General features: G+C 65.6%; 21 protein-coding genes and 2 pseudogenes. 7 read left to right on the top strand and 16 right to left on the bottom strand.

The genetic code is table 11. From position 1 onward, the window contains the following. Window positions 1-179: 179 nt before the first annotated feature. The 4 genes and pseudogenes from QOI01_RS18055 to QOI01_RS18070 all read left to right on the top strand — a co-directional run. Window positions 180-411 (top strand): annotated as a pseudogene (locus QOI01_RS18055) (SDR family NAD(P)-dependent oxidoreductase); the annotation flags it as partial. A gap of 74 nt (window positions 412-485) precedes the next feature. Beyond that, window positions 486-689, top strand: a complete 204-nt coding sequence (locus tag QOI01_RS18060; protein ID WP_526383296.1) for a Mu transposase domain-containing protein — start codon at window positions 486-488, stop codon at window positions 687-689. A 78-nt stretch (window positions 690-767) separates the two neighbouring features. Continuing rightward, window positions 768-1,367 (top strand): L-lysine exporter, encoded by a 600-nt coding sequence (gene lysE / locus QOI01_RS18065; protein ID WP_526383298.1) that lies wholly within the window; start codon window positions 768-770, stop codon window positions 1,365-1,367. Between the two features lie 126 nt (window positions 1,368-1,493). Next, window positions 1,494-2,114, top strand: a pseudogene (locus tag QOI01_RS18070) (RES domain-containing protein); the annotation flags it as partial. Window positions 2,115-2,697: 583 nt separating this feature from the next. On the opposite strand, the gene QOI01_RS18075 reads toward QOI01_RS18070, so the two are convergent. From QOI01_RS18075 to QOI01_RS18085, 3 genes are all read right to left on the bottom strand, one after another. Continuing rightward, window positions 2,698-3,690 carry a LacI family DNA-binding transcriptional regulator gene (locus tag QOI01_RS18075; RefSeq protein WP_526383300.1) on the bottom strand — a complete coding sequence of 331 codons (993 nt, stop codon included), beginning with the start codon at window positions 3,688-3,690 and terminating at the stop codon, window positions 2,698-2,700. A gap of 35 nt (window positions 3,691-3,725) precedes the next feature. Continuing rightward, a complete protein-coding gene (locus tag QOI01_RS18080; RefSeq protein WP_526383302.1) occupies window positions 3,726-4,214 on the bottom strand; it encodes a VOC family protein in 489 nt (162 codons plus the stop codon). Between the two features lie 441 nt (window positions 4,215-4,655). After that, the gene (locus tag QOI01_RS18085) at window positions 4,656-6,041 is read right to left on the bottom strand and encodes a class-II fumarase/aspartase family protein (RefSeq protein ID WP_526383304.1); all 1,386 of its coding nucleotides are present in this window, start codon (window positions 6,039-6,041) and stop codon (window positions 4,656-4,658) included. Window positions 6,042-6,582: 541 nt separating this feature from the next. Here QOI01_RS18085 and QOI01_RS18090 point away from each other — a divergent pair. Beyond that, a complete protein-coding gene (locus tag QOI01_RS18090; protein WP_526383306.1) occupies window positions 6,583-7,386 on the top strand; it encodes an SDR family NAD(P)-dependent oxidoreductase in 804 nt (267 codons plus the stop codon). A gap of 239 nt (window positions 7,387-7,625) precedes the next feature. After that, window positions 7,626-8,966 (top strand): MFS transporter, encoded by a 1,341-nt coding sequence (locus QOI01_RS18095; RefSeq protein ID WP_526383308.1) that lies wholly within the window; start codon window positions 7,626-7,628, stop codon window positions 8,964-8,966. 400 nt (window positions 8,967-9,366) lie between these two features. Here the strand turns inward: QOI01_RS18095 and QOI01_RS18100 are convergent, their stop codons facing one another. The 13 genes from QOI01_RS18100 to QOI01_RS18160 are packed head-to-tail and all read right to left on the bottom strand — an operon-like array spanning window position 9,367 to window position 21,428. Continuing rightward, window positions 9,367-9,663, bottom strand: a complete 297-nt coding sequence (locus tag QOI01_RS18100; protein WP_526383310.1) for a muconolactone Delta-isomerase — start codon at window positions 9,661-9,663, stop codon at window positions 9,367-9,369. Then, on the bottom strand, window positions 9,660-10,640 hold the full coding sequence (locus QOI01_RS18105; RefSeq protein ID WP_526383312.1) for a LacI family DNA-binding transcriptional regulator: 981 nt from the start codon (window positions 10,638-10,640) through the stop codon (window positions 9,660-9,662). The genes QOI01_RS18100 and QOI01_RS18105 overlap by 4 nt, the downstream gene beginning before the upstream one ends. A 44-nt stretch (window positions 10,641-10,684) precedes the next feature. Next, on the bottom strand, window positions 10,685-11,149 hold the full coding sequence (locus tag QOI01_RS18110; RefSeq protein WP_526383314.1) for a VOC family protein: 465 nt from the start codon (window positions 11,147-11,149) through the stop codon (window positions 10,685-10,687). A gap of 3 nt (window positions 11,150-11,152) precedes the next feature. Next, a complete protein-coding gene (locus QOI01_RS18115) occupies window positions 11,153-12,157 on the bottom strand; it encodes an alpha-ketoacid dehydrogenase subunit beta (RefSeq protein ID WP_526383316.1) in 1,005 nt (334 codons plus the stop codon). After that, the gene (locus tag QOI01_RS18120; RefSeq protein WP_526383318.1) at window positions 12,150-13,106 is read right to left on the bottom strand and encodes a thiamine pyrophosphate-dependent dehydrogenase E1 component subunit alpha; all 957 of its coding nucleotides are present in this window, start codon (window positions 13,104-13,106) and stop codon (window positions 12,150-12,152) included. The genes QOI01_RS18115 and QOI01_RS18120 overlap by 8 nt, the downstream gene beginning before the upstream one ends. After that, window positions 13,103-14,485, bottom strand: coding sequence for a class-II fumarase/aspartase family protein (locus QOI01_RS18125; RefSeq protein WP_526383320.1), 1,383 nt, complete (start codon window positions 14,483-14,485; stop codon window positions 13,103-13,105). Before QOI01_RS18125 ends, QOI01_RS18120 begins: the two co-directional genes overlap by 4 nt. Continuing rightward, window positions 14,485-15,273, bottom strand: coding sequence for an SDR family NAD(P)-dependent oxidoreductase (locus QOI01_RS18130; protein WP_526383322.1), 789 nt, complete (start codon window positions 15,271-15,273; stop codon window positions 14,485-14,487). The genes QOI01_RS18125 and QOI01_RS18130 overlap by 1 nt, the downstream gene beginning before the upstream one ends. After that, window positions 15,270-16,358, bottom strand: coding sequence for a Gfo/Idh/MocA family protein (locus QOI01_RS18135; RefSeq protein WP_526383324.1), 1,089 nt, complete (start codon window positions 16,356-16,358; stop codon window positions 15,270-15,272). Before QOI01_RS18135 ends, QOI01_RS18130 begins: the two co-directional genes overlap by 4 nt. Further along, window positions 16,355-17,227: an amidohydrolase family protein gene (locus tag QOI01_RS18140; protein ID WP_526383326.1), complete on the bottom strand. Its 873-nt coding sequence runs from the start codon at window positions 17,225-17,227 to the stop codon at window positions 16,355-16,357. The genes QOI01_RS18135 and QOI01_RS18140 overlap by 4 nt, the downstream gene beginning before the upstream one ends. After that, on the bottom strand, window positions 17,224-17,583 hold the full coding sequence (locus tag QOI01_RS18145; RefSeq protein WP_526383327.1) for an L-rhamnose mutarotase: 360 nt from the start codon (window positions 17,581-17,583) through the stop codon (window positions 17,224-17,226). Before QOI01_RS18145 ends, QOI01_RS18140 begins: the two co-directional genes overlap by 4 nt. Further along, complete coding sequence (locus tag QOI01_RS18150) at window positions 17,580-18,857, bottom strand: ABC transporter permease (protein ID WP_526383329.1); 1,278 nt, start codon at window positions 18,855-18,857, stop codon at window positions 17,580-17,582. The genes QOI01_RS18145 and QOI01_RS18150 overlap by 4 nt, the downstream gene beginning before the upstream one ends. Further along, window positions 18,850-20,382: a sugar ABC transporter ATP-binding protein gene (locus tag QOI01_RS18155; RefSeq protein ID WP_526383331.1), complete on the bottom strand. Its 1,533-nt coding sequence runs from the start codon at window positions 20,380-20,382 to the stop codon at window positions 18,850-18,852. The genes QOI01_RS18150 and QOI01_RS18155 overlap by 8 nt, the downstream gene beginning before the upstream one ends. 50 nt (window positions 20,383-20,432) lie before the next feature. Continuing rightward, window positions 20,433-21,428: a sugar ABC transporter substrate-binding protein gene (locus tag QOI01_RS18160; protein WP_526383333.1), complete on the bottom strand. Its 996-nt coding sequence runs from the start codon at window positions 21,426-21,428 to the stop codon at window positions 20,433-20,435. Window positions 21,429-22,713: 1,285 nt separating this feature from the next. Here QOI01_RS18160 and QOI01_RS18165 point away from each other — a divergent pair. Then, window positions 22,714-23,203: sensor domain-containing protein (locus QOI01_RS18165; RefSeq protein WP_526383335.1), on the top strand; the 490-nt coding region annotated here is incomplete at its 3' end.

Raw genomic sequence — 23,203 nt, forward strand, 5'->3', positions numbered from 1 at the left:
CTCCCCACACAGCGTCATCGAGGCCATCGCCGCGTGAATCCGCGGCCTGTGGATAGTGGGACGGCAAATGGTTGGACAAAGGATGAGACAGCGAGACCGCCGAACAATGGCTGTCTGAGCAAGCTTGCGCGGCACTTCTGGACGCGGAGCCGCCGACAAGTCAAAGGGACAGGTTCGGCATGAACGCATCTAACCATCACCTCGCCGGCCGGGTAGTGATCGTCACCGGAGCAGGATCCGGGATCCGGGATCGGCCGTGCTACCGCGATTGCCTTCGCCCAGGCCGGAGCGCACGTTCTCGGCGTCGGGCGCCGCGAGGCCAACTTGCACCAAACCGCCCGTGCACATCCCCCCGATCACGGCGTTCGTTGCCGACATTTGCGCCGACGGCACGCCCGCGACCGTCATCAACGAGGCGATTGCCGGTGGGAAAGAGTCGATGTGCTGGTGACCATTGCCGGGGCCACCGCGACAACCGGGCCAGGGTGTCGGTGCGACAATGTTTCTACTCCGTGCCGGCCCGCTACGCCGGGCGACGCCTACCGGTCCGTTTGGCCGCGCGGACTGTCGAAATCTACGACGGGCCAAGGCTTGTCGCTCGCCACGATCCAGCGGTCGGACGTTACGTCGAGGTCCTGGCGCGGCTGCTGCCGGCTGCGGCCATGTCAGGGCCAGCCGCAGACCACTGAGCACTACATTAGCGATTCTAATCCATGTGAAGAATCATTAGCTGTACTGCTGCAGGTCCCAGCCCTAGCGTCGAAGCCATGAACTCACCCCTACTCGTCGGATTCGCCGCATCCTTCATGTTGATCGCCGCCATCGGCGCTCAGAATGCGTTCGTCCTGCGTCAGGGGATCCGCCGCGAGCACGTGCTGCCGGTAGTGGCCATGTGCACGCTGTCCGACATCGTGCTGATCACGGCGGGCATCGCGGGTTTCGGCGCGCTGGTGAGTGCCCACCCGAGTGCGATGAACATCGCGAAGTTCGGCGGCGCCACGTTCCTGGTGGGCTACGGATTGTTGGCGGCGCGGCGCGCGTGGCGGCCGTCGGCGTTGACCCCGTCCGACACCGCGCCCGCGCGACTGGGCGCGGTGTTGCTGACGTGCGCCGCCTTGACGTTCCTCAACCCGCACGTCTACCTGGATACCGTCGTGCTGCTGGGTGCCCTGGCCAACCAACACCCCGATGGACGCTGGCTGTTCGGCGTCGGAGCAGTGACGGCCAGCGCGGTGTGGTTCGTCAGCCTCGGACTCGGTGCCCGGCGCCTGGCCGGCCTCTTCGCCACCCCAGTGACCTGGCGCATCCTCGACGGCGTCATCGCCGTCACGATGATCGCCCTGGGTGCCTCGCTGATGGCGCCCTAGCTGTTATGTCCAGGGAGGTTGTCCCGTTCGTTATCGGTGAGCCTGTCTGACAGGGAAGGCCTCCGGCGGTGAAGTGGAGCTGTCTAGAAACCGCCCAACTCGTGCACGTCTTCGCTCAGCGAGGTAAGTGCACACAACATGGGACAACATGCTGTTGTTGGCGAGTTCCGGCCGGCGAAGGACATTCTGGTGATCGACATGACGGCTCTCCCGGAGTTGCCGAGCATCTTTCAGGAGGATGTCGCTCAGCGGTACGACAGAGTCCCGTTCTTGAGGCGCTTCGCCGAGGACATCGTCCAGCCGATCGAACTCGATGAACGCGAGCACATCGAGTATGTGCCGACACAGGTCTTCACGGAATACTTGCGCTACGCGCTCCCTGGACGTCGCCATCACGGCCTGGTGTTCAGCAGCGCAAGGGCCTCCGGCCGCAATTACGTCTTGTTTTGCGGGCCGGAATCAGTTGCGGCGCACAGTAATCAGAGTGATGACGCCGTCATCACAATCGGTTCGGCTACGCTGACCGCTTACCGAAAGCTTCGTGGCACGGAGTTCTTCGAGTTTCAGTGGCTGAAGTCCTCAGTTCAAAACTTCTATCAGGAAGGCCGTTCCTCCCTGATGTCCGCGGAAGCCGAAGAGCAACTCTTCGAGTGTTGTTTCGCCGCTGGAAAACGCACACATCTCCCTTACGGCAGCGGCCCCGGCACACCAGAACCGCCGGAGGAAGGCACATACCTCGATATCTAGTTCGACGCCATCCACGTCGGTGAGTTGCGGGCGGCGCCGGTTCCGCACACCGAACAGTACGATGCCCTCCGCCGGGTGTACGAAGGCAAGTTGACCGGCTGGGCCAGGTTTCAACGTTGGCCAACCAACATCGCCCTCGCCACCTCCGTTCCACTCGCCGACGGATCGCCGCCACGAAGCACCGGAGTATTCAACTGGCGCAACTGATCAGATTGTCTGAGCTGCACCAGGAGGGAGAGGCGAAGCCTTTGCGGAATTGGTAGCGGTGGTTGAATTTTGGCGGCACCTTTGATCATTACCGTGGTCGTCGAAGTTGTTGGGGCGGCGAGGCGCGTGGCATCGCATTCACGACTGCGTACCTCACCTGTAATAACCGACTTCTCCCAGCCCGAGTTGCATCGAGTGGTCCTGGTGGCGGCCCGGTCAAACGTAGTTAGCCAGACACTCGGCAACCGAGCAGTCGGGGTAACGCCCCGATTCCACTGGAACTCACTCGAACTGGTTTACGGCGGCAGTAGCGGTATCGCGCGCGTAGTTCAGACTTTGGAGGACGTACTGCATGTTCGAGACCTTCGCCTCATTGTCAGAGCGTGCGCGTGGATTCGCGCACCACCAGTTGGATGGGCCGGTCAAGGACTTCCTCGATCGGCTCGTCGGGTTCGCGTTCCCGCAGCAATTCGATGGCTCGAGCACCGAGGCGCTGTAAAGGCATGCGAACGGTGGTCAGCGCTGGTTGCGCATACGCGGCGATATCTGCGTCGTGAATGGCCACCACAGAGACGTCCCGCGGCACCTCGATGCCGTGATGCGCCAGAGCGCTGAGTACACCGATAGCCGCCGTCACGTTGGCCACCAGAATTGCGGTGAAATCGGAGGTCCTGCGCAGCAGAGTGCCGAGCGCACGGGCGCCGCCGCCGGGGGTGTACTGCCCGCGGACTACGAGTACGGAGTCGGCGGTGAGTCCGGCGTCTTTTAGCGCCTCTCGATATCCGCTGAGTCGCCGTTCGGCGGTATCCGCCTTAACCGGGCCGCCGATGTGGGCAATGCGCGTGTGTCCCTGGTCGATGAGGTGCCTGACTGCCAGCCGACTGGCCTGGCCATCGTCCAGCGTCAACGTACGCCGCATCCCACCGGCAGCTCGGTTGACGAAAAGGTACGGCACTCCCAATCGGACGATCTCCGGTGGCGCTTCGCCGCCCATCACCAACAGGCCGTCAACTCGACCGGACGCCAAAGCGTTGTACCAGTCCTCGGTCTTCCAGCCGGCTCCGCTTCCTACCAGGATCACGCTGTTGGACGCGGCCGCCGCCCGCTCCGCCCCTGCGATGATTGAGCCGTACACGGGATTGTTGAAATCCGGTACCACCAATCCGTAGGCGCCGGCCGTCGCGGTGCGCAGGCTGCGCGCGACCGTGTTCGGCCGGTAACCCAAGTTCGACGCGTGGTAAAGGATCCGTTCCCGTGTCTCGGCACGCTCACCGGCAGTCTGGCCCCGAAGCACTCTCGAAACCAACGACACATCCACCCCAGCTGCGGTGGCGACGGAAGCGAGCGTCACCCGTTGCGACGAGCCCATGCAGTCGACCTCCTCCGTCAGCTGCAGGTTACCAATCAGGCGGGCTTGCCAACCGCTGGCAGGCGACGCGCGGGCGGCTGCACCCCTTCGAGGGTAATTTGGTCGGGGTCGGTGAAGTAAAAGGCGTATCCGCCTTTGTTGGCGCCGGCGGTGATCAGCTGGGGTCCCGGGGAAACCAGGTTTGCCCCCGCCTCACGAAGTTTGTCCCATAGAGCGTGCGCATCTTCTACGGCAAGCGCCAGGTGCGCAGCTCCGGGACGGTAGCGATCCGGCCCGATCGGCTCGCCAACAGGACTGACATACTGGATCAGTTCGAGATCGTGCGACGATATCCCACGTGGCTGGCCAGGCACCGCCAACTGCGCCACAAGCAGCTTGGCGTCGGGATAACCCACTAGGTTCCGGGTGTACTCATTATCCTGCACCTGCGTGTGTACCAGCTCGAAACCCAGTACATCTCGGTAGAATTCGACCGAACGGTCGATATCGCCGACAGTAAAGCTAAAGTGCCAAACGCCCAGCATGGTTACTCCTTCAGTTTTGCGTTTTTTGACTTACAAATGAGGTTGGTTCTCTGTGGTCGTGTACGCCATGATGTTCGCGTGCGAAAAATGGCGCTGCCGGTGCGCTGCGGGTACGGAGCCGCACCGGCGGCGACCACTGTGCCGGTCGGCTGCGGTCCATTCCCTTAGACACCAATTCCTTTATGATCCGGGCGATTTCGTCAGTCAATCTCAACTACCGCGGTGCCGTGAACGCGGCGCTCGACCGCAGCCTGGGTGAGTTGCCAGAGCGCCAATGCATCGCAGGCACCAACCGCGACAGTCCTCCTGTCCGTTGCCCAGGTGTACTGACCCCACGATGGGCCCGTCGAGGCGCAACTCGAGAATTTCTTCCAGCGCACGGATACGCCACATCGCGTAAGGTCGTGTAGCCGCGGGTCGGTATGACTGTTCATCGTGCTCCTATAGCGGTGTCAATCTGCGACCACTCGTTGCTGTCTCGTGCCACTGAGCTATCGCCGCCCGGCAGGTGCGAACCGAGTCGCCGAGGTAGTCTGCTGGCTCGACCGTGAGCGCCACGGCCGCGAACTCCGGGTTTTCCGCACACCACTGGCGCAAAGCCTCGGGCAACGTGGTTCGCTGCGTCCTCGCCCTCTGCGCCAGTTCGTACACCACGTCATGCGCACGCTCTCGCCCCAGATACTGCGCCAGTTTGATCATTGCCGCTTCGGCCATAACCAGGCCGCCGTCGGCGTCGAGGTTGGCCCGCATGGCGTCTTCGTCGACACGCAGCGACGCAAGCAATTCAGCAGTCAACGTCGTGGCCGACGCAGTGTGCATGAGTAACATCGGAACCAGAGTCCATTCGGCTTGCCACTCCCCGCTCGCCCGCTCATGTGAGATGTCTGCGAAGCGGTCAGACCCCGAGGCCAACGCGTTGGCTGCGATCGCAAATCCACGAATCGACTCACTGGTGATCGGATTGGCCTTCTGCGGCATCGTGGAGGAAGCGCCTCGGTGGACGCCGTCGGATTCGCGGACCTCACCTATCTCGGTACGCGCGAGATCGATGATCTCTTTGGCGATCCGACCGCAGCTCGTGGCCGTCGCTGCGGCGCAGTGCGCAAAATGGGCAATGCTGTCGCGGGCCACATGCCATGGGACATCCACCGTCGTCAAACTCAACCTGGCTGCAACGCCGGCTCGGATCTCCGCGGCGATCGGCCCCAGGGCGGCGGCTGTCCCCGATGCGCCGAAGAGCGATACGGAGATGAGTTGCGGACGAAGGTCTGTCAGCCGGCCATAGTGTCTACTGAACTCACTCAAGAACACGGCCAACTTGGCCCCGAATGTGATCGGCGTCGACTGCTGTCCGTGTGTACGGCCCGCCATTACACAGTCGGAATAGCGCTCGACGAGTGTCATCAGCTGATCGCCGATCGTCATCACGCGGGCCAACAGCAAATCAATGGCATCCCGGAGCTGGATGACCAACCCCGTGTCCATGATGTCCTGAGTGGTGGCGCCGAAATGGACGTAGCCACGGAGTGTTTCAGGCAGCGCGTCGTCGATCTGCCTGACGAGACCGAGAATGGGGTATCCCACCGTCCGGGCTGTCGCCCACAGATCGCAGGCGTCGACCACTGCCGCATTACGGCATACGTCGACGATCGCGGCGGCCGCGTCCGCTGGAATCACTCCTAGGCCACCCTGGGACGAGGCGAGGGCGGCTTCGGTCTGAAGCCACGCCTCGATCGTGCGATCCTCGGAAAAGACCTGTGCCATCTCACGATCACCGTAAAGGTTAGTCAGCAGGTCGAACGGCATCACAAAGCGGTCGGTAGTCAATTCATTTCCTGCTCGCCGTCGGCACCAATCATGACGCTTGCCTCGTTAAGGCGCCGGGAGGCTCGGCGACAAGCATCTGCCCAGCGTCGGCCTCGGTAGAACGCAGATGGGGGCCACCAGCTACTCCAGCGGTAAGCGTCCTCTGACATGAGCGAGGTCATGTCTCCTCCTTCAGCTCAATCGATTGAGTGACCGTACGCGGTGCTGCGGGTCACAGTCAACTCGATGCCGTTACTGCGGGAGAAGCCCCAAATAACGGCGCTCGGCTCGGTTTCTGTCCTGGGCTCAGCCTCCGCGCCTGGCGGTCGTCGCCGTGGACGGCCCGAGGTGGTCCGAGCCGATTTAGCGTTGTGCACCAACGGAATAACGCCAGTCTCGGTCGCGGAGTGGCTCGCTGTTAACGCCTTAACGTCACCCTTGACTGAGCCGCGAAGGTCGCGTACGGTCCACTCAAACGTTTGAGGTGATTGGGCTCACAACGACGAGCTGAGCAACCTGTGCCCCATGTAGTGGTTAAGTGCCGGAAAGGACACACAAGGACATGGACGAATTCCCAGCACCCGTGCCGGGGATGGCGGGCCGCGCGGTACTGGTCACCGGCGGTGCCGGCGGACTTGGGCGCGCCTGCGCGCAAACACTTTTGAGCTGCGGAACCATGGTCGTCGTCGCAGATCTGCCGGGCGAGCGGCTGAACTCGACTACGAAGGAACTCGCCAAGTTGGGGCTTGCGGTGCCTCTGGCCGTCGATCTTTCTGACGCCGAGGTTGCACGAAGCCTGGCCGATCTGGGTTGCGCCGCCTCGCCGACTGGAGAGTTGAACGGATTGGTGAACGCCGTCGGCGTAATGCGCACCACCCCAATGGCAAAGCTGGACTACGAGCAGTGGCAGCGCACCCTGCGGATCAATCTTGACGGTGTCTTCTTAGCAATCCAGTCGGTTGCTGAGCACATGGTGAGTCGTGGCGGCGGTTCCATCGTGTCTATGTCGTCGGTTGCGGGGCGCTCTGGGCGGCCCAACGCTGCAGACTATGCCTGTTCCAAGGCCGCAGTGCTTTCGCTGACGAAGTCGGCCGCGATGGCCTATGCACCGACCGTGCGAGTCAACGCAGTGTGCCCCGGCGTGTCGTTGACTCCGATGTGGGAGGGCATCATCGCTGACCGCGACCGGGGGTTCGGCCCAGGGGCGGGCCGCGCGTTCGTTGACGAAATAACAGCGGGCGCGGCCTTGAGGCGGGTCGGCGATCCCGCGGAAGTTGCCACCGCGGTGACGTTTCTGCTCAGCGACCTCGCGTCATACGTGACCGGGCAGGCGCTGAACGTCGACGGCGGGCTTGAGATGGATTGATGACGGTGGCTGACCTTGACCTCATCAGTGCGCGAGCTCGACCGCACTGTCGGCGCTTAGCCGCGCGTCACCTTGCCCATCGTCGCAGCGAAGCACAAGAACGCAAGACAGTGCAGGTCGTACATCTGGCGCACACCAGTCAGCCTCGCCGGCATGGCAATCCAACGAATCCGTCGAACCACCCCAGTATCCGTAACTCACATCAGCATTCACCCACCAACGCTAGCTAGGAGATGACCATGACCGACCCTTCAGCGCCACCACGCACGACGACGCTCGAGCCTCGGACAACACGCGTCCGGTTTCGGGTATTCACGATGGCGTTCGCGGCGGACCTGCTCAACTATGGCGTTCGTGTCTCTATCTCCGTCGCCGCGCCATTCATTCTTGAGGAGTTCGACTTCTCACCCTTTACCTGGGGCCTGATCCTCAGTGCGTTCTTCTGGACCTACGCACCGGCAGCATTGCTCGGTGGAATCATGGCCGACCGCATAGGTGTTCGCCGCGCCTACTTGATCGCGATGCTGATCTGGTCGATCTCTCTGCCGCTCACTGCGAGCGCATGGAACTTTGGGGCATTCATGGTTGCGCGTCTCCTGTTCGGGGTGGGAGAGGGTCCGATGATGCCGATCAGCACGAAGATCACCGCGAACTGGTTTCCGCGCCGCCGAACCGCGTCGATGCTCAACCTCATTCAGTCCGGAACCACCGTCGGTCCCATCTTGGCCACGCCATTCGTCGTCTGGATGGCGACCACGCTGGGGTGGCGTGAAAGCTTCGTAATCCTGGGCGCGCTGGGACTGGTTTGGACAATCATCTGGGCGCGCGTTGGGCGGGACAACCCCGCTGAGCATCCGAAGGTCTCCGCCTCAGAACTCGAGTACATCACCGCTGACCACAACGTCGGCGGCGCCGTCACCACTGAGGACTCCACGAGCAGAGCCGAGTTCTGGAAGCTGCTGCGCAGCCCGTACATCGCCGCGCTCGCCTTCGGCTATTTCTGCTACGCGTGGGTGCTGTTTATGTTCCTCACCTGGTATCCCCAGTACCTCGTGGAGGCCCGTGGCGTTGACAAAAGTGATCTGGCGGGAATCGCGACCATCCCATGGATCACTGCGACGCTGGGACTGGTCGGCGGCGGACTCGTCGCCGCCCGGCTGGTATGCCGAACAGGCAGTTTGGTCTCCGCTCGTCAATTCGTGGTAGTGGTAGGCCTCCTGGGCGCCGGACTGAGCTTCGGTCCCTCTCCCTTCATCACCTCTCCGACAGCCGGTCTCGTTCTGCTCAGCACCGCGACGTTCTTTCTGCTCGCCAGCTTTCAATACCAAGCGCTCATCGTGGCCGTTACCCCCTCGAATTACACCGGCCGGGCCGCAGGAACGATCCAATTGGTCGCCAGCTCAGCCGGCATGCTCGCTCCGATCGTCACCGGCGCCATCGTCGAAGTGACGGGTAGTTACACCCCCGCCTTCGTTGTCGGCGGCGGTTTGAGTATCTGCGGAGCTCTCGCCGTCGGGATCTTCGGCCGCACCAAATGGCTGCGCGGCGCAGCGCAAGTTCCTGAGCCCGCGAAGTCGTGAGCACCAACGGGGATGTGCGTGTGGAGTCCCCTATCGATGTCCCGTGAGTTGTCGAGGCGCGGGCCTGGCTGTGCCCGCTGGAGATGCAACGGATCCTAAGACATCGGCGCTATTACCTAATACAACAAGGGATTACGTCGTTCTGCACATCGCCAGCGATGACGGGCTGCTTGGCTATGCAATGGGATACACGCGGGGTGACACACATGGATCTAGGCTTAAAGGGCTTTCGACACTGGGCTTCGACCTGATCCGTTTCCAGACCAAGCCGCCAGTCTGCTACCGGGCCTCCTGACAGCTACCCGGACCGGACTCACACCGGCAAGCAACGACGAGCTTTACGACCAAAGGTCACCTACACAAGGTCACCTCCAGTCTGCTGGTCGCGCGAAAAATCGTGTCAGTCCGCCGTGGCTCCCGGGTCATTGGGGTGGGAGCCCAGCGGGCGCACGTCCAGCGTCATAAACAGGTGCATCGGGAGCGTCGCGATGATCGCGCGCAGGTGGGCCTCGTCGTCGGCCCGCCACAGCCCGAGGTTGCGCCACCCCGGACCGTCGGGGCGCCACAGCCGTACGAGGTGCCCGGCTGCGGCGAGCTCGGCGGCGCGGATGCCTTCCTCCGCGCGACGGATCGCCAGGTCATCCGCGGGATGGTCGTCCGGCAGGTCGATCGCGATCTCGACGAGGAATTCGCTCATCGGGCCGGTGCGGGTCCGGTGGACTCACGGACGACGAGGTCCATGGGCTCGGCGACGACCTCGGTGATGGTGTCGGTCGCCTGCGTTGTAGAAATCAGCTCGATCGCGCGGGCTCCGAGCTCGGTGAGCGGCATGCGCACGGTGGTCAGCCGCGGGTTGACGAAGTCGGCGATCTCCGCGTCGTGGATCGCCACGACGGAGACGTCGTGCGGGACGCTGCGCCCCGCATCGCGTAATGCCTCGAGCGCGCCGAGCGCGCTGGGGAGGTTGGCGGCGACGACGGCGGTGAACTCCAGGCCGGACTCGATGCCCGCGCGTATCGCATCGCGACCACCGGACGCGGTGTAGTCGCCCTGGACCTCGAGCTCGGGACGCAGGGTCAACCCGGCCGCCGTGAGCGCCGAGCGATAGCCCTCGCGGCGACGCGTCGCGGTGTCGGCGACCGTGGGGCCGCCGAGGAATACGACGTCGCGGTGGCCGAGCGCCACGAGGTGTTCGATGGCCATCTGCCCCGCCTTGCTGTCATCGAGCACGACATAGCGCTCGACACCGCTGAAGGTCCGGTTGACCAGGATGTAGGGAACACGCAGGTTGGCCAGGTCGATCGCCGAGCCGCCCGCGATGAGCAGCCCGTCGACGCGGCCGCCGTCCAGCGCCTCGTACCAGTGCGCGCGGTCCCAGCCGGCGCCACTCGCCGTCATCATGACGCTGTTGCGCCGCGCGGCGGCTGTCTCGGCTCCTGCAATGATCTGCGCGAACACGGGGTTCGTGAAGTCCGGGATGATGAGGCCGTAGGCGCCGGCGTGCGAGCTGCGCAGGCTGCGCGCAATGGCATTGGGCCGATAGCCCAGCGTTTCGGCGTGGTGCCGGATCCGGTCGCGCGTCTCCTCGCGGAGCCGCACCGTCTCGCCGCGCAGTACGCGGGAGACGAGCGAGACGTCGACGCCGGCGGCCTTGGCCACATCGGCGAGGGTCACTCGGGCTCTCGAGCCCATGTCGTCAGATCTCCGTTGCGTTCAGGTCAGTTCTCCCGGCGAGGAGGCTGGACCAGCTCGAGGGTGATCTGGTCCGGGTCCAAAAAGTAGCAGGTAGATCCGCCCTTGTTCTTTCCTGACGTAATTGCCTGCGGCGGTGAGATGAACTCGACGCCCAGCGCACTGAGCCGCGCGTGTTCCGCGACCGCGTCCTCGACGACGAACGCCATGTGGGACGCACCCGGGCGGTGCCGTTCGGGACCGAACGGCTCGCCGCGCGGCACCACGTACTCGACGAGCTCGAGGTCGTGGGTCGAGATGCCCCGCGGCTGCCCCGGGACCGCGAACTGCGCGACCCGCAGGCTCGCGTCGTCGTAGCCGACGAGCGTGCGGGTGTAGGCATTGTCCTGGTCCTGGCGGTGAATCAGGTCCAGTCCGAGGACACCCTCGTAGAACTCCACCGACTTGTGCATGTCGGCCACGGTGAAGCTGAAATGCCAGACGCCGAGCATGCGCTACCCCTCAGCCTCGGGGCGCCGAGCGCCCACCGACTGGCGCAGGGCGGCGACGATATCGTCGACCTGCGGGAGGAGCCGGGCGGCCAGGTGCGGCGCGGACGGCAGTCGAGAGTCCTTGAGTCCCAGCCGTATTGGCGCGCCCGCTAGGTGCGCACCCGACTCGACGACGCGCGTGATGACCTCGGCGCCGAAGCCGCCGGTCCGGGCGGCTTCGTGCACCACGATGAGGCGCCCCGTCTTGGCGACGCTCTCGAGGATAGCGGTGTCGTCCAAGGGGTTGAGCCACACCGCCTCGATGACGTCGGCGCTGATCCCGTCGATGCCGACGAGGTCGATCGCCTTCAGGACCTTGGCCGTCATGGCGCCCCACGTCACGATCGTGACGTCGGATCCCTCACGGCGCTTGCGGTGGCCGCCGATGGGCTGGATGGGACCGTTGACGGTCACTTCTTCCTTGGCGCCCGCATACAGCGTGCGGTTCTCGATCACGATCGTCGGGTCGTCGCACGCGATGGCCGACAGCACGAGGTCGTAGGAGTCCTGTGGCGTCGTCGGCATGCAGACCCGGATGCCCGGGATGTGCAGGAGCAGCGCCTCGAGGTTCTGCGAGTGCTGCGCACACGCGCCGGGACTGTTGCCCTGCTGCGTGCGGATCGTCAGCGGCGCCGACGTGCGGCCCGCCGAGACGTACCGGACGTTGGCGGCCTGGTTGGCGATCTGGTCGAAAGCGACGAGCGAGAAGTCGATCCACATGATCTCGACGATGGGGCGGCGACCGAACGATGACGCGCCCACGGCCGCACCGAGCATCGCGGTCTCACTGATAGGGGTGTCGAAGACGCGGTCGCCGAACCGCTTCTGCAGTCCGCGGGTGACGCCGAAGACGCCACCCGGCTTGGCGAGGTCCTCGCCGTAGAGCAGCGTCTCGGGCATCTCCTCGAGGGCACGGGCGAGGGCTGCGTTGATGGCGCCGCCGAAGTTGAGCTTCACGGTCTCAGGCATAGAGGTGCTCCCCTGCGGTTTCGGGTGCGACCAGCGGATCGGACAGGGCAGCGGCCGCGGCCGTGTCCATCTCCTCGCGGGCGCGTTGTTCACAACGGTCGAGTTGGGCTTCGCTCGCTCCGGCGGAGGCGAGCTCGCGGCGCAGCCGCGCGATGGGTTCGAGCTTGGCGTCGGCCTCGAGCTCACCGGCGGGCCGGTACTGCTCGGCGTCGCCGATGTAGTGGCCGACGATGCGCTGCGTGTGCGCCTCGATGAACGAGGGACCGCGACCCGAGATGGCGGCCTCGAGCGACAGCTTCACCGCGGTGCGGACCTGAGCCAGATCGTTGCCGTCGATGCGCACAGCCGGTATACCGAGCGCCGTGGCACGCTGCGACAGGTCGGGGTTGGCGACCATGTCGTTGATCGGCGTCAGCTCGGAGTACCGGTTGTTCTCGCAGATGAAGATGACACCGAGTTTCAGGGCGGCGGCGAAGTTCATCGCCTCGGCGACCGCGCCCTGGTTCATGGCGCCGTCTCCGAAGACCGCCACGGCGACGCGGCCCGAACCGTCGAACTTGCCGGCCAGCGCGGCACCGGCCGCGATGGGAGCTCCGGCTCCGACGATCGAGTTCTCACCGTGGAAGCCGTACTGGGGTGCGGAGAAGTGCGCTGACCCGCCGCGACCACCGTTGACGCCCGACGTGCGACCCATGAGCTCGCCGAAGATCTCGCGCGGCGGCACTCCCCTGGCGACGGCCCAGCCGTGGCCACGGTACGTCGCGTACAGCGCGTCGCGTTCTCGCAGCTGGCTGCACGCGGCGACGGCGATGCTCTCCTGGCCGATCGCCAGGTGGACCGAGCCGACGATATCCTCGCTGAAACGCAAGTCGCGGATCTTCTCTTCGAGCGCCCTGATGCGCCACATGGCGTTCAGGTCCTCGAGACCTTCGTTGATGCGGGCGTTCATCGCGTTTCCTTCCACGGGCGAGGATTGCTGGTGAGCGAGGCGGTCCACATGTCGACTGCCGCGCAGCAGATCTGGGTGGCCTGGCCGACGGACTTCTCGCCGGCCTCGATCTCGATGAGCGGGATCTCCGGATGCTCCACGAGCCATCCGCTCAGGACCTCGGTGAACGATGTCTTCGTCGCGCGGGACTTGAGGGCCAGCTCGTAGACGACATCGTGTGCGTCCTCGCGACCCAGGTGGGGGGCGAGCGAGATCATGACGGCTTCGCTCATGATGAGTCCGCCGTCGACGGCGAGGTTCTCGCGCATCCGCTCCGGATAGACGGCGAGCTCGCGGGTGAGCTCGACGCTCAGTTTGAGGGCCGAGCTTGCATTGACGAACAACGCAGGCAGCAGCGTCCATTCGACCTGCCACTCGCCCGTCGAACGCTCGTGTCCGGCCTCGGCGGCCCGCGAGAGTCCCGCGGCGGCCGAGCGGGCGGCGACCGACAGGCCGATGATCGATTCGCAGTAGATCGGGTTGGCCTTCTGCGGCATGGTCGAGGAGGCGCCGCGGTGGTGGCCCTTGGCCTCACCGAGCTCGCCGATCTCGGTGCGGGACAGGTCGGCGACCTCGCGGGCGAGGCGCGTCGTCGTCGCGGCAGCACCTGCGGCGATGTCGGCGGCATGCACGATCGAATCCCGCGCCACGTGCCACGGGATCACGGCGTCGACGAGACCGAGGCGCTCGGCCACGAGCGTGCGGATCTCAGCGGCATCGTCCCCCAGGCCTGCCGACGTGCCGCCGGCGCCGAACAGGGAGATGCAGCGCACGTCGTCGCGCGCCGCGAGCAGCCGGAGCCGGTGCCGCGTGACTTCCGCGAGGAACACTGCGAGTTTGGCGCCCAACGTCGTCGGCACGGCCTGCTGGCCGTGCGTGCGTCCGGGCATCACCGTCATGGCGTGCTCGGTGACGAGTGCCGCGAGACCGGAGCCGAAATCGGCCAGCCGGCACTCGAGCAGCGCGAGAGCCTCGTCGAGCTGCAACGCCAGGCCGCTGTCCATGATGTCCTGCGTCGTGGCACCGAAGTGGACACTGCCGCGGTCATCCTCCGACAGGGCAGCGTCGATCTGGCGCACGAGACCCAGGATCGGATAACCGATCGTGCGGGCGCTCTGCCACAACGACTCGTGGTCGATGCTGTCGGGATCGGCGCACACCGCTTGGATCGCGGACGCCTTGTGCTCGGGGATGATCCCGAGCGTGCCCTGGGCGTGGGCGAGCGCGCCCTCGACGGCTTTCCACGCCTCGACCGTGCGATCCGCGGAGAATAGCTCGGCCATCTCGACATCACCGTAGAGGTGCTGCAGAAGGTCGAAGGGAGTGGCGTTCTGCGTCATCAGTTCATTTCCAATCCACCGTCGACGTTGATCGCCTGACCGGTGATGAAGGCGGCGAGGTCGCTGGCCAGGAACGCTACGAGTCCCGCGAGTTCGGCGGGTTGTCCTACGCGCCCCAGGGCGGTCTTGTCGGCGAGTTCGTCGAGATAGCGCTGCCCCGCGCCGGCTCCGAACTCGGCATCGCGGTCGCGCATGATGCCCGCCCACATGTCGGTGAGGAACACACCGGGGCAGACGGCATTGACGCGGACGGCCGGACCGTAGGCGAGCGCCGCCGACTTCGTGAAGGACAGCAGGGCGGCCTTGCTCGCCGCGTAGTCGGCCGCGTTGGCTCGACCCGAGCGGCCTGCGACGGACGAGAGGTTGATGACGCTGGCCCCGGGGCGCATCCGCTCGGCGGCGGCCTGGGTGGTGGCGAAAACTCCGTTGAGGTTGATCGTCAGCGTCCGCGCCCAGTGCGCGGGCGTGAGCTCGGCGATCGGTTGCGTCCGCATGATGCCGACCGCGTTGACGAGCACGTCGAGCGACTCCCTACCGGCAGCTTCGCAGGCGAGTGCGGGGAGCTCGCTGCACACGGTCAGGTCCGACAGGTCGACGGCCAGTGCCAACGCTTTGCCCCATTCGGACAGGCCCGCCACGGCGTCGTCGAGGCGGGGCGAGGGCAGGTCCGCGAGGACCACCGTCGCTCCGTGCTCGGCGAAGATCCGGGCGCAGGACACGCCGAGGCCACCGGCACCACCGGTGACGAGGACGAGCTTGCCGGCGAAGTGAAATACGGGCGTACTCATGAGCGCGGCACCTGGGCCTCGCCGGTCTCCATCGAGGCATACAGCGCCTCGGCCAGCGCCAGCGTCTTGACGTTGTCCTCGGCAGCGGTGGGAGCCTGCGCCCCTGTGGCGATCCAGCGCAGCAGCCCGGCCATGGGCCCGATGAACGCATCGGGGATCCAGCGCCGGGTCACCGGGTAGGGCAGCCAGCCGTCCGTGGGCAGCGTGCGGCTGAAGATCTCCGCCGTGTCGGGACGGCCACGCGGATAGTCGTAGAGCAGACCGAGGGTGCCCCGCACGGATCCCTCCGACCCGTCGAGGCGGAACTCCGCGCGGTAGTCGCCGCCGAGATTCTCATGGTTGACGTGCAGCGTCGCCCGGGTGCCGTTCGCGAACAGCAGGGTTGACATCGTGCGCGTCTCCCCCGTCGCGACCTGTCCGGGACGGCGACCTCCGGCGCAGAACACCTTGACCGGGTCACCCAGGATCGAGCGGATCGCATCGAGGTAATGGATTGAGTGGTAACTGATTTCAAGGCGCTCGGACACGACGAGCCAGTGCCACGCCGACCAGTCGGTCGCGATGTCGACGTGGAAGCTCATCGTCGTGGCCTCGCCGATCCAGCCCGCCGCGAGGGCAGCGCGGGCGACACTGACGCCTTCGTCATAGCGCATCTGTTGGTTGACCGCGATCTTGCGGCCGTGCTCGGCCGCCAGGGCGATGAGCTCGTGGGCGGTGTCGAGGTCGGGAGCGAAGGGCTTCTGGCACAGCATGTCCTTGCCTGCGCCGATCGCAGCCCGCACGATGTCGGGCTGCGCGTGGGCGACGACCGCGATGTCGACGACCTCGACCTGCGGGTCGGCCAGGAGCTCCTCGAGTGACGAGTAGACCCGCGGCAGGCCGAACTTCTCCGCGACCGTCTTGGCGCGGACGCCGTCGAGGTCGAAGATGCCGACGACCTCGAGGCCCGCGGCGCGGTAGGCCGGGAGGTGCGCGTTCTCGATGATCGCCCCGGCTCCCACGATCGCGATCCGACGGCGGTGGTCGACGGGCACGTGGATGTCAACGGCGTCGACGAGGCCGGTCAGTTGCTGGACGCCGTTCACAACGCGCCACCTTCCTGCTGGGGCTTGATGGCATACACGCGAGCGGCGGTGCCGGCATAGATCGCGGTCCGCTCGTCCACCGTGAGCGGGGCGAGGACCTCGGCGACGACATCCCACCAGCGCGCATAGCCGCCGGCGAGCGTGCTGACGGGCCAGTCGCTGCCGAACATGAGGCGATCGGCCCCGAACTGTGCGAGAGCATGCTGGACGTAGGGTTCCAGGTCGCTCGCGCCGTAGTCCGGTCCGGCGGCGGTGTCGAGGCCGGAGAGCTTCGCCGTCACGTTGGGCGCCGCGGCGGCCGCGGTCAGCAACGATGCCCACGGCTCCCAGCCGCGATCGGCGATCGCCGGCTTGGCGAGGTGGTCGATCACGATCTGGAGGTTCGGGAAGGCAGCGGCCAGACGCGGCACGTGCTCGAGATGGCGCGGCAACACCGACACCACGTCGTAGGCCAGACCGGCCCGTTCGACCAGCCGCAGCCCCTCGAAGACCGAGTCCTGCAGGATCCAGTCGGGGTCGGGCTCGTCGTGGATCTGGTGCCGGATGCCGACGATGCGGCTATCCCGGCGGTAGCGCTCGAGGGCCCGAGCAGCCTCGGCCGGGTCTTCGAGCGCCAGCCACGCGACGATGCCCACGACGCGCTCCCAACGGTCGGCGATGGCGATCATCGCGTCCGTGTCGGCGTAGGAGCCGGCCGCCTGGACCAGGATCACGTCGTCGACCGCGCTGGCCGCGACGTCGGGTTCGACGTCGGCGACATCGAACGTGCGGTGGATGGAACCGAGTTCCGTTGTGAGCCAGGGGTAGTCGACCTTGGCAAGGTCCCAGAAGTGTTGGTGCGCGTCGATGACGCGGAACCTCTCGGTCATTCGGTGCACCGTTCCTCGGCGCGCTGCGCGTGGAGCGACCAGACGAGCGAGAGCTCGGCGAACGCCGGCACCTCGTCGAGCTCGACCCACCCGTCGACGAACGCGAGCATCTGCTGCTGCCAGCGATTGTTGGCGGGGTCATCGGCGAGGGCGGCCGCCACAGCGGCGTAGTCGTCGGTGTCGATGAGATGGAACAGGTCACCACCCTGACGCCAGATCGCCCAGTCACGCACGCCGGCCGACGTCAGGCTCGCCAGCAGATCGCTCGGGACGCTGCGGTGCGCCTCGACGTAGGCCAGTTCCTGGCCCGGGACCAGGGTGCTGTGCAGGGCGCTCAGGCGCAGACCCGCGCTCATGACCGCGGCGCGCTGCCCGCGGCGGCCAGCTCGGCGGCAGTCGCGCCCGACGGCGCCACCGGACCGGTTGGCCCCGAGGGGATCTCGTTGATGGTCCGGATCCGTGAGCGCTGCTGGCGACGCAGCGCGACGGTGTACATGCCGGCGGCGACGATGAGCACGACACCCTCGATGAGTCCCTGGTAGTTGGCGCCCAGATTCAGGATGTTGAAGCCGTTGGCGAGCGTGATGAGGATGAGCGCGCCCACCAACGACTTCATCACGTTGCCAAGGCCACCGAACAGCGACGTGCCGCCCAGGATCGCCGCGGCCAGGGCCGTGAGCTCGAGGCCGCTGAGGCCGGTCGGGTTGATCGAGCCGAGGCGTGCGGCGTACACGACACCGACGAACGCAGCGGCCGTGCCGTTGAGCACGAACGCGAGCACGCGGTAACGGTCCACGGCGATGCCGGACAAGCGGGCGGCCTCGGGATTACCGCCGGTGGCGTAGAGGCGACGACCCACGGTGGTGTAGCGCAACACCAGGGCCGCGACGAGGACGATGACGATGAGGTACATGACGCGCTGCGTGAGCTCGACCGTGAAGATGACGCCGGGGACCAGCGACATCGCGGTGAGGACGACGCCGAGGCCGGCGAATACGAGGATGCCCGGGCGCCGCCAGTTCTGCACGGCACGCCGCGCGGACCAGATCTTGAATGCGCCGATGGCGAGCAGCAGGAGGCCGAGGACGAGGTAGAGGTTGGGGGTGATGAAGCGGCCCGAGTCCATGGCGCGCAGGCTGTCGCGGGCTGAGCCCTCGGCGGCGGTGACGGTGCGGCCGTCGGTGATGATGAGGACGAGCCCACGCACGGCGGTCAGCGTCCCGAGCGTGACGATGAACGCGTTGATGCCGATGTATTGCACCACGACACCGTTGAAGAGACCGATTGCCGCGCCACCGATGAGGGCCAGCGCGAACGCGAGCCAGAAGCCGATGGAGTCGAGCATCGACAGGCAGATCGCCGCTCCCAGCCCGGCCACCGACCCGACCGAGAGGTCGAAATTGCCGGTGATGAGCACGATCGTGGTGGTCACCGCGATGATGCCCAGCAGGGCCGCCTGGTCGAGGATGTTCGAGATGTTGTTCGGCGAGAGGTACGAAGGCTGACCCTGGCTGGCGGTGGCGAAGCTCAGCACCACGATCAGGACCGCGAACGCGTACACGACGCCGGCGTTGCTGGGGTGCAGCCAGGCGGGCAGCGTGAACCGCGCGGCCCGGGTTGAGTCAGACATGAACAGCCTTTCGTACGACGTCGGACTCGAGTCCGTGAGCCAGCATGATGAGTTCTTCTTCGTTGGTGTGATCAGCGGGCATGTCGGCGACGATGCGCCCACCCCGGACCACGAAGATGCGCGTCGCGACCGACAGCAGCTCCTCGAAGTCGCTGCACGCCACGATCACGCCGCGCCCCTCGGTCGCGAGCTTGCCCACGATGCCGAACAGGTCGGCCTTGGCGCCGACGTCGACGCCCGCAGTGGGCTCGTCGAGCAACCAGACCCGCGTCTGCGCATACAGCCACTTGGCGAACACGACCTTCTGCGCGTTGCCGCCGGACAGCTCGCTCGGCAAGGCGTCGACCCCGGAGGCGACGATGCCCAGGTCGTCGATCGCCTGCTGGGCGCGGGCGCGTTCGCGATGCTCCTGCGGAATGAAGCGGCGCCGCGATAGTCGGTTGAGGTCGGTGAGGCTGATGTTCTTCCAGATCGGCTGATCCATGTGCAGACCCTGGTTGATCCGGTCCTCGGGAACGTAGGCGATGCCGGCCTTGACCGAGGCGCGCGGCGAGCGCGCGATCGTGGTGCCGTCGACCAGCACGTCGCCCGTCGCGGAGGCGTCGCTGCGGAAGATGCCGTTGAGGATCTCGGAGCGACCCGAGCCCAGCAGACCGGCGAGGCCGACGACCTCGCCGGCGCGCACGTCGAAGGAGATGTCACTGATGCCGTTGGCGGCGTTGAGGTCTCGGACCTCGAGGACGACGTCGCCGATACCGCCGCCGGGAACCCCACCCATCTGCAGAGCAAGCAGATCACGGCCCGCGATCGCCTGGATCAGCCGGTCCTCGGTGAGATCGGCGGTCTTCTCGTCGAGGATCGCGCGGCCGTCACGCAGCACGGTGACGTGGTCGGTGATCTCGAGGATCTCGTCGAGAAAGTGCGAGATGAACAAGAACGTGGTGCCCGCGGACGCGAGTCGCTGCACCGCGTCGAGCACGATGCGGCGTTCGGACTCCGACAGCGAGGCTGTCGGCTCGTCCATGATGACGAGTTCTGCACCCAGCGCGAGCGCCTGGAGGATCGCGATCATCTGGCGCGTGCCGATCGGCAGCGTGCTGACCGTCGCATCGGGATCGATCTCGTAGCCGAGGCGGTCGACGAGCTCGGCGAACCGCTTGCGCATATCGGCCGTGGCACGCCACGGTCCCCGTTCTCCGAGGAAGACGTTCTCCAGGGCGGAGATGGTGGGGACGAGCGGGACGTGCTGGTGGATCGTGGCGAGCCCGGACCGCTGGGCGTCGCCGGGGTCCCGCCACGTCCGTTCCTTTCCGTCCCAACGCATCTCGCCCGTCGAGGGAGACTGGACTCCGCACACGCACTTGATGAGCGTCGACTTACCGGCACCGTTGGCACCGACCAGGCCGTGCACCGACCCCCGCGTCACGCGCAGGCTCACGCCACGCAGGGCGGTCGTGCCGTTCGGGAACGTCTTCGTGATCTCCACGAGCTCCAAGATCGGCTGCCCGTTGTCGGTGTCGTGCATGGTTGGAGTGTGTCCTTCGCTCTTCGTGAGTACTGACGATCAGGGCGCGACTACCACTGGGGGTCGCAGTCGGCCACGTTGTCGGCCGTGATCGCCGGCGTGTCATACGTAACGAACTCCGCCTTGCCCGTGTTCTCGCCTGTGAGGTGGTCGTACATCGTCTGCATGGCCAGCTCGCCGAGGTCGAACGGCTTGTAGCAGACGGTGCCGTAAAGCGTGCCCGCCGTGACTCCCTCGATGCCGAGCTTGGCGCCACCGATGCCGATGACCTTCGCCTTGGAGCCGGCCGACTTGACCGCTTCGGCGCAGCCGACGCCCATGTCGTCGCTCTCGGCGTAGAACAGGTCGATGTCGGGATTTGCGGCGAGCATGTTCTGACAGGCGGACTGCGAGGCTTCTGTGGTCCAGTCGCCGGGCTGCTTGGCGACCACGTCGAACGTCACGCCCGCGGCCTTGGCCGGGTCGAGGAACTTGGCGAAGCGCAGCACCACCTCGGCGAAGCCGGCCGCGCCTTCGATGACGGCCATCTTGCCGCCTTCGGGGAATGCCTTCAAGGCGAGCTCACCGGCGGTGGCACCGGAGTTGAGCTCTTGCTGCGTGACGAGCGCGTCGAGCGACGGGTACACGTCCTCGAGTTCGCGCTCGTTGGGGTCACCGACCTGCGAGGCGACCGCGATGGTCGGGATGTTCGCGGCCGCGAGCTGGTCGACCAGGCCGGTGGCGACACCGGAGTCGACGGGTAACAGGAGCACACCGTCGGGCTTCTGGCCTATGAGGTCCTGCACGTCGTTGGCCTGCTTCTCGGTCTCGCCCTGGGCGTCGAGCTGCACGACTTTGACGCCGAGCTCGTCGGCCTTGGCCTTGATGCCGTCGCCGATCGAGGACGGGAAGGGGAAGCTGAGCCCCAGGTTGGAGACACCCACGGTAAAATCCTGCGCCGAAGATCCGGAGTCCGTTTTCTGGTCGGGGGCGCCGGCCTGGCCACATGCCGAGAGGGCGAGCAGCAGACTCGCTGCGGCCCCGATTACGAGCGGGTTCTTTCGCATGCGTGTCTCCATTTTCCGGGGGTGCGCAAGTGCGCGGTGCTGAGATTCGGTCGTTGCGCCCGGTGCGGCCACCGAAATGGTCCACAAGCGTTGCCAGGGTGTTCAACCGTCCCCTCGCGCCGAGGCTCGAGACCGTGATCAAACGTTTGAACACGCTTACCGTAGGTGACTCACTTCATACTTGGCAAGCCTTTCGGCCAAGTTTGTCAACGGGGTCACGCGAGATTGCGCCGAGGGCGTCAGGGCGCTTCCGAGGCGGCCGTCGCTCGGCAGTACTCGCCAGAGGCCACCTGCGACCGACGCGCTTCGACATGTCGTGACGATGCGTGGCGGGCCCGGCACCGCACCGAGTCGGGAGCCGCAGGTCTGATCAGTCCGCTACCACCACGGGTGAGGCGAGACGAAACTCGTTGCACAGCAATGAGATAAAGTCGCTTCCACGTCAGTGGATATCAAGACCGTTGCACGGCCCTCCAAGCGAATTAGTACCCACAGCTCGGTGGCAACCCCACTCGCAAGATCCGGCTACACCCAGCCTGGTTGCTCTCATGCCCCTAACCCCCACAGAGGGGCTTAAGCCACAACACGTCGCCAACCTCGACAGACAGCGCTGGACCTACGCCAGCATGAGAGATGGATTCCGGCCTGCCGGACGGCTATACCGCGACGACGAGCTGGCCACGATTCTCACCGATTCAGCGCGGCGAAGTTCGCCATAAACGGCCTGCGAATGGAGGCGCAGAAATTCGGTGGCTCCTTCGACGCCGATACAGTAACCCAACGCGGATCCTTCTGCACTGGAGCACTACCGTTCCGGAGATCCAGAACTCTCCCGACAGCCCCTTTCATACTGTCGGAAATCGAGACGATGGCTGCGCTTGAGGCGATGAGTCGGCCGACCTTACCGTCCGGTCCTCCGTTGTAAGGCGTTGATCCCCAATACATTTACAGATCGGCTCGCGCTTGTCAGCAGATCACAGTCGACCGGTGAGGAACGCCGGCGTCTCATGCGTTACACCGCTGACGGCGGATCTCCGAGACGCTCGTCGCCGCCCACGCCAATCTGCCGCGCTTCACCAACCCGCCGCACCGATGGCAGGAACCACTCAGAGCTGTGCTCGACCCATCAATCGTTATCAAGAAACACCGTTCATCGTTACCAAGACACACCGTCAATTTCACGTAGGCGTCGGCGGCGTTACTGCACCATTTCTTCACGTGCCGCGAAATGGGGGATATCGCGCCACGCTGATCGGTTGGGCACGGCTGCAATGGGGAGGAACACATGCGCCAACCAACGGCCGCACTTGCCGTTGCAGTCACCTGCGTTCTGATCGCCGGGTGCAGCAGCACAAAAGGCAACGCCGAGGCGACGACGACCACCCGATCAATGATTCCGCGTCCACTTGTTGAGCGTGAGCTGGCCGGGTTGCTGCTCAGCCCCGAACAGGTGAACGCCGCTATGGGGGCGGCCGGAATGACGGTCACGAATACCCAGACCTCGATGTCTGACAACAGCGCCACCATGGCGCCTCAGGAGTGCCTCGCCATCGACGGTGCGGCGGAGGCCCCGGTCTATGCCAACAGCGGTTACTGGGCCGAGCGCGATCAGAGCCTCAACGACGGCGATCACTTCACGCACTACCTCAAACAGGCAGTGGTGTTATTTCCCGTCGTGGAAAAAGCTGGCGCCTTCTTCGATGCCTCCACCCAGCAGTGGCCGGCTTGCCACCAGTACACCCACACGCAGAGCGAGTCGCAGTGGTCAGTCGGGC

This window comes from Mycobacterium sp., assembly GCF_032162605.1.
Taxonomy (GTDB): Bacteria; Actinomycetota; Actinomycetes; order Mycobacteriales; family Mycobacteriaceae; genus Mycobacterium.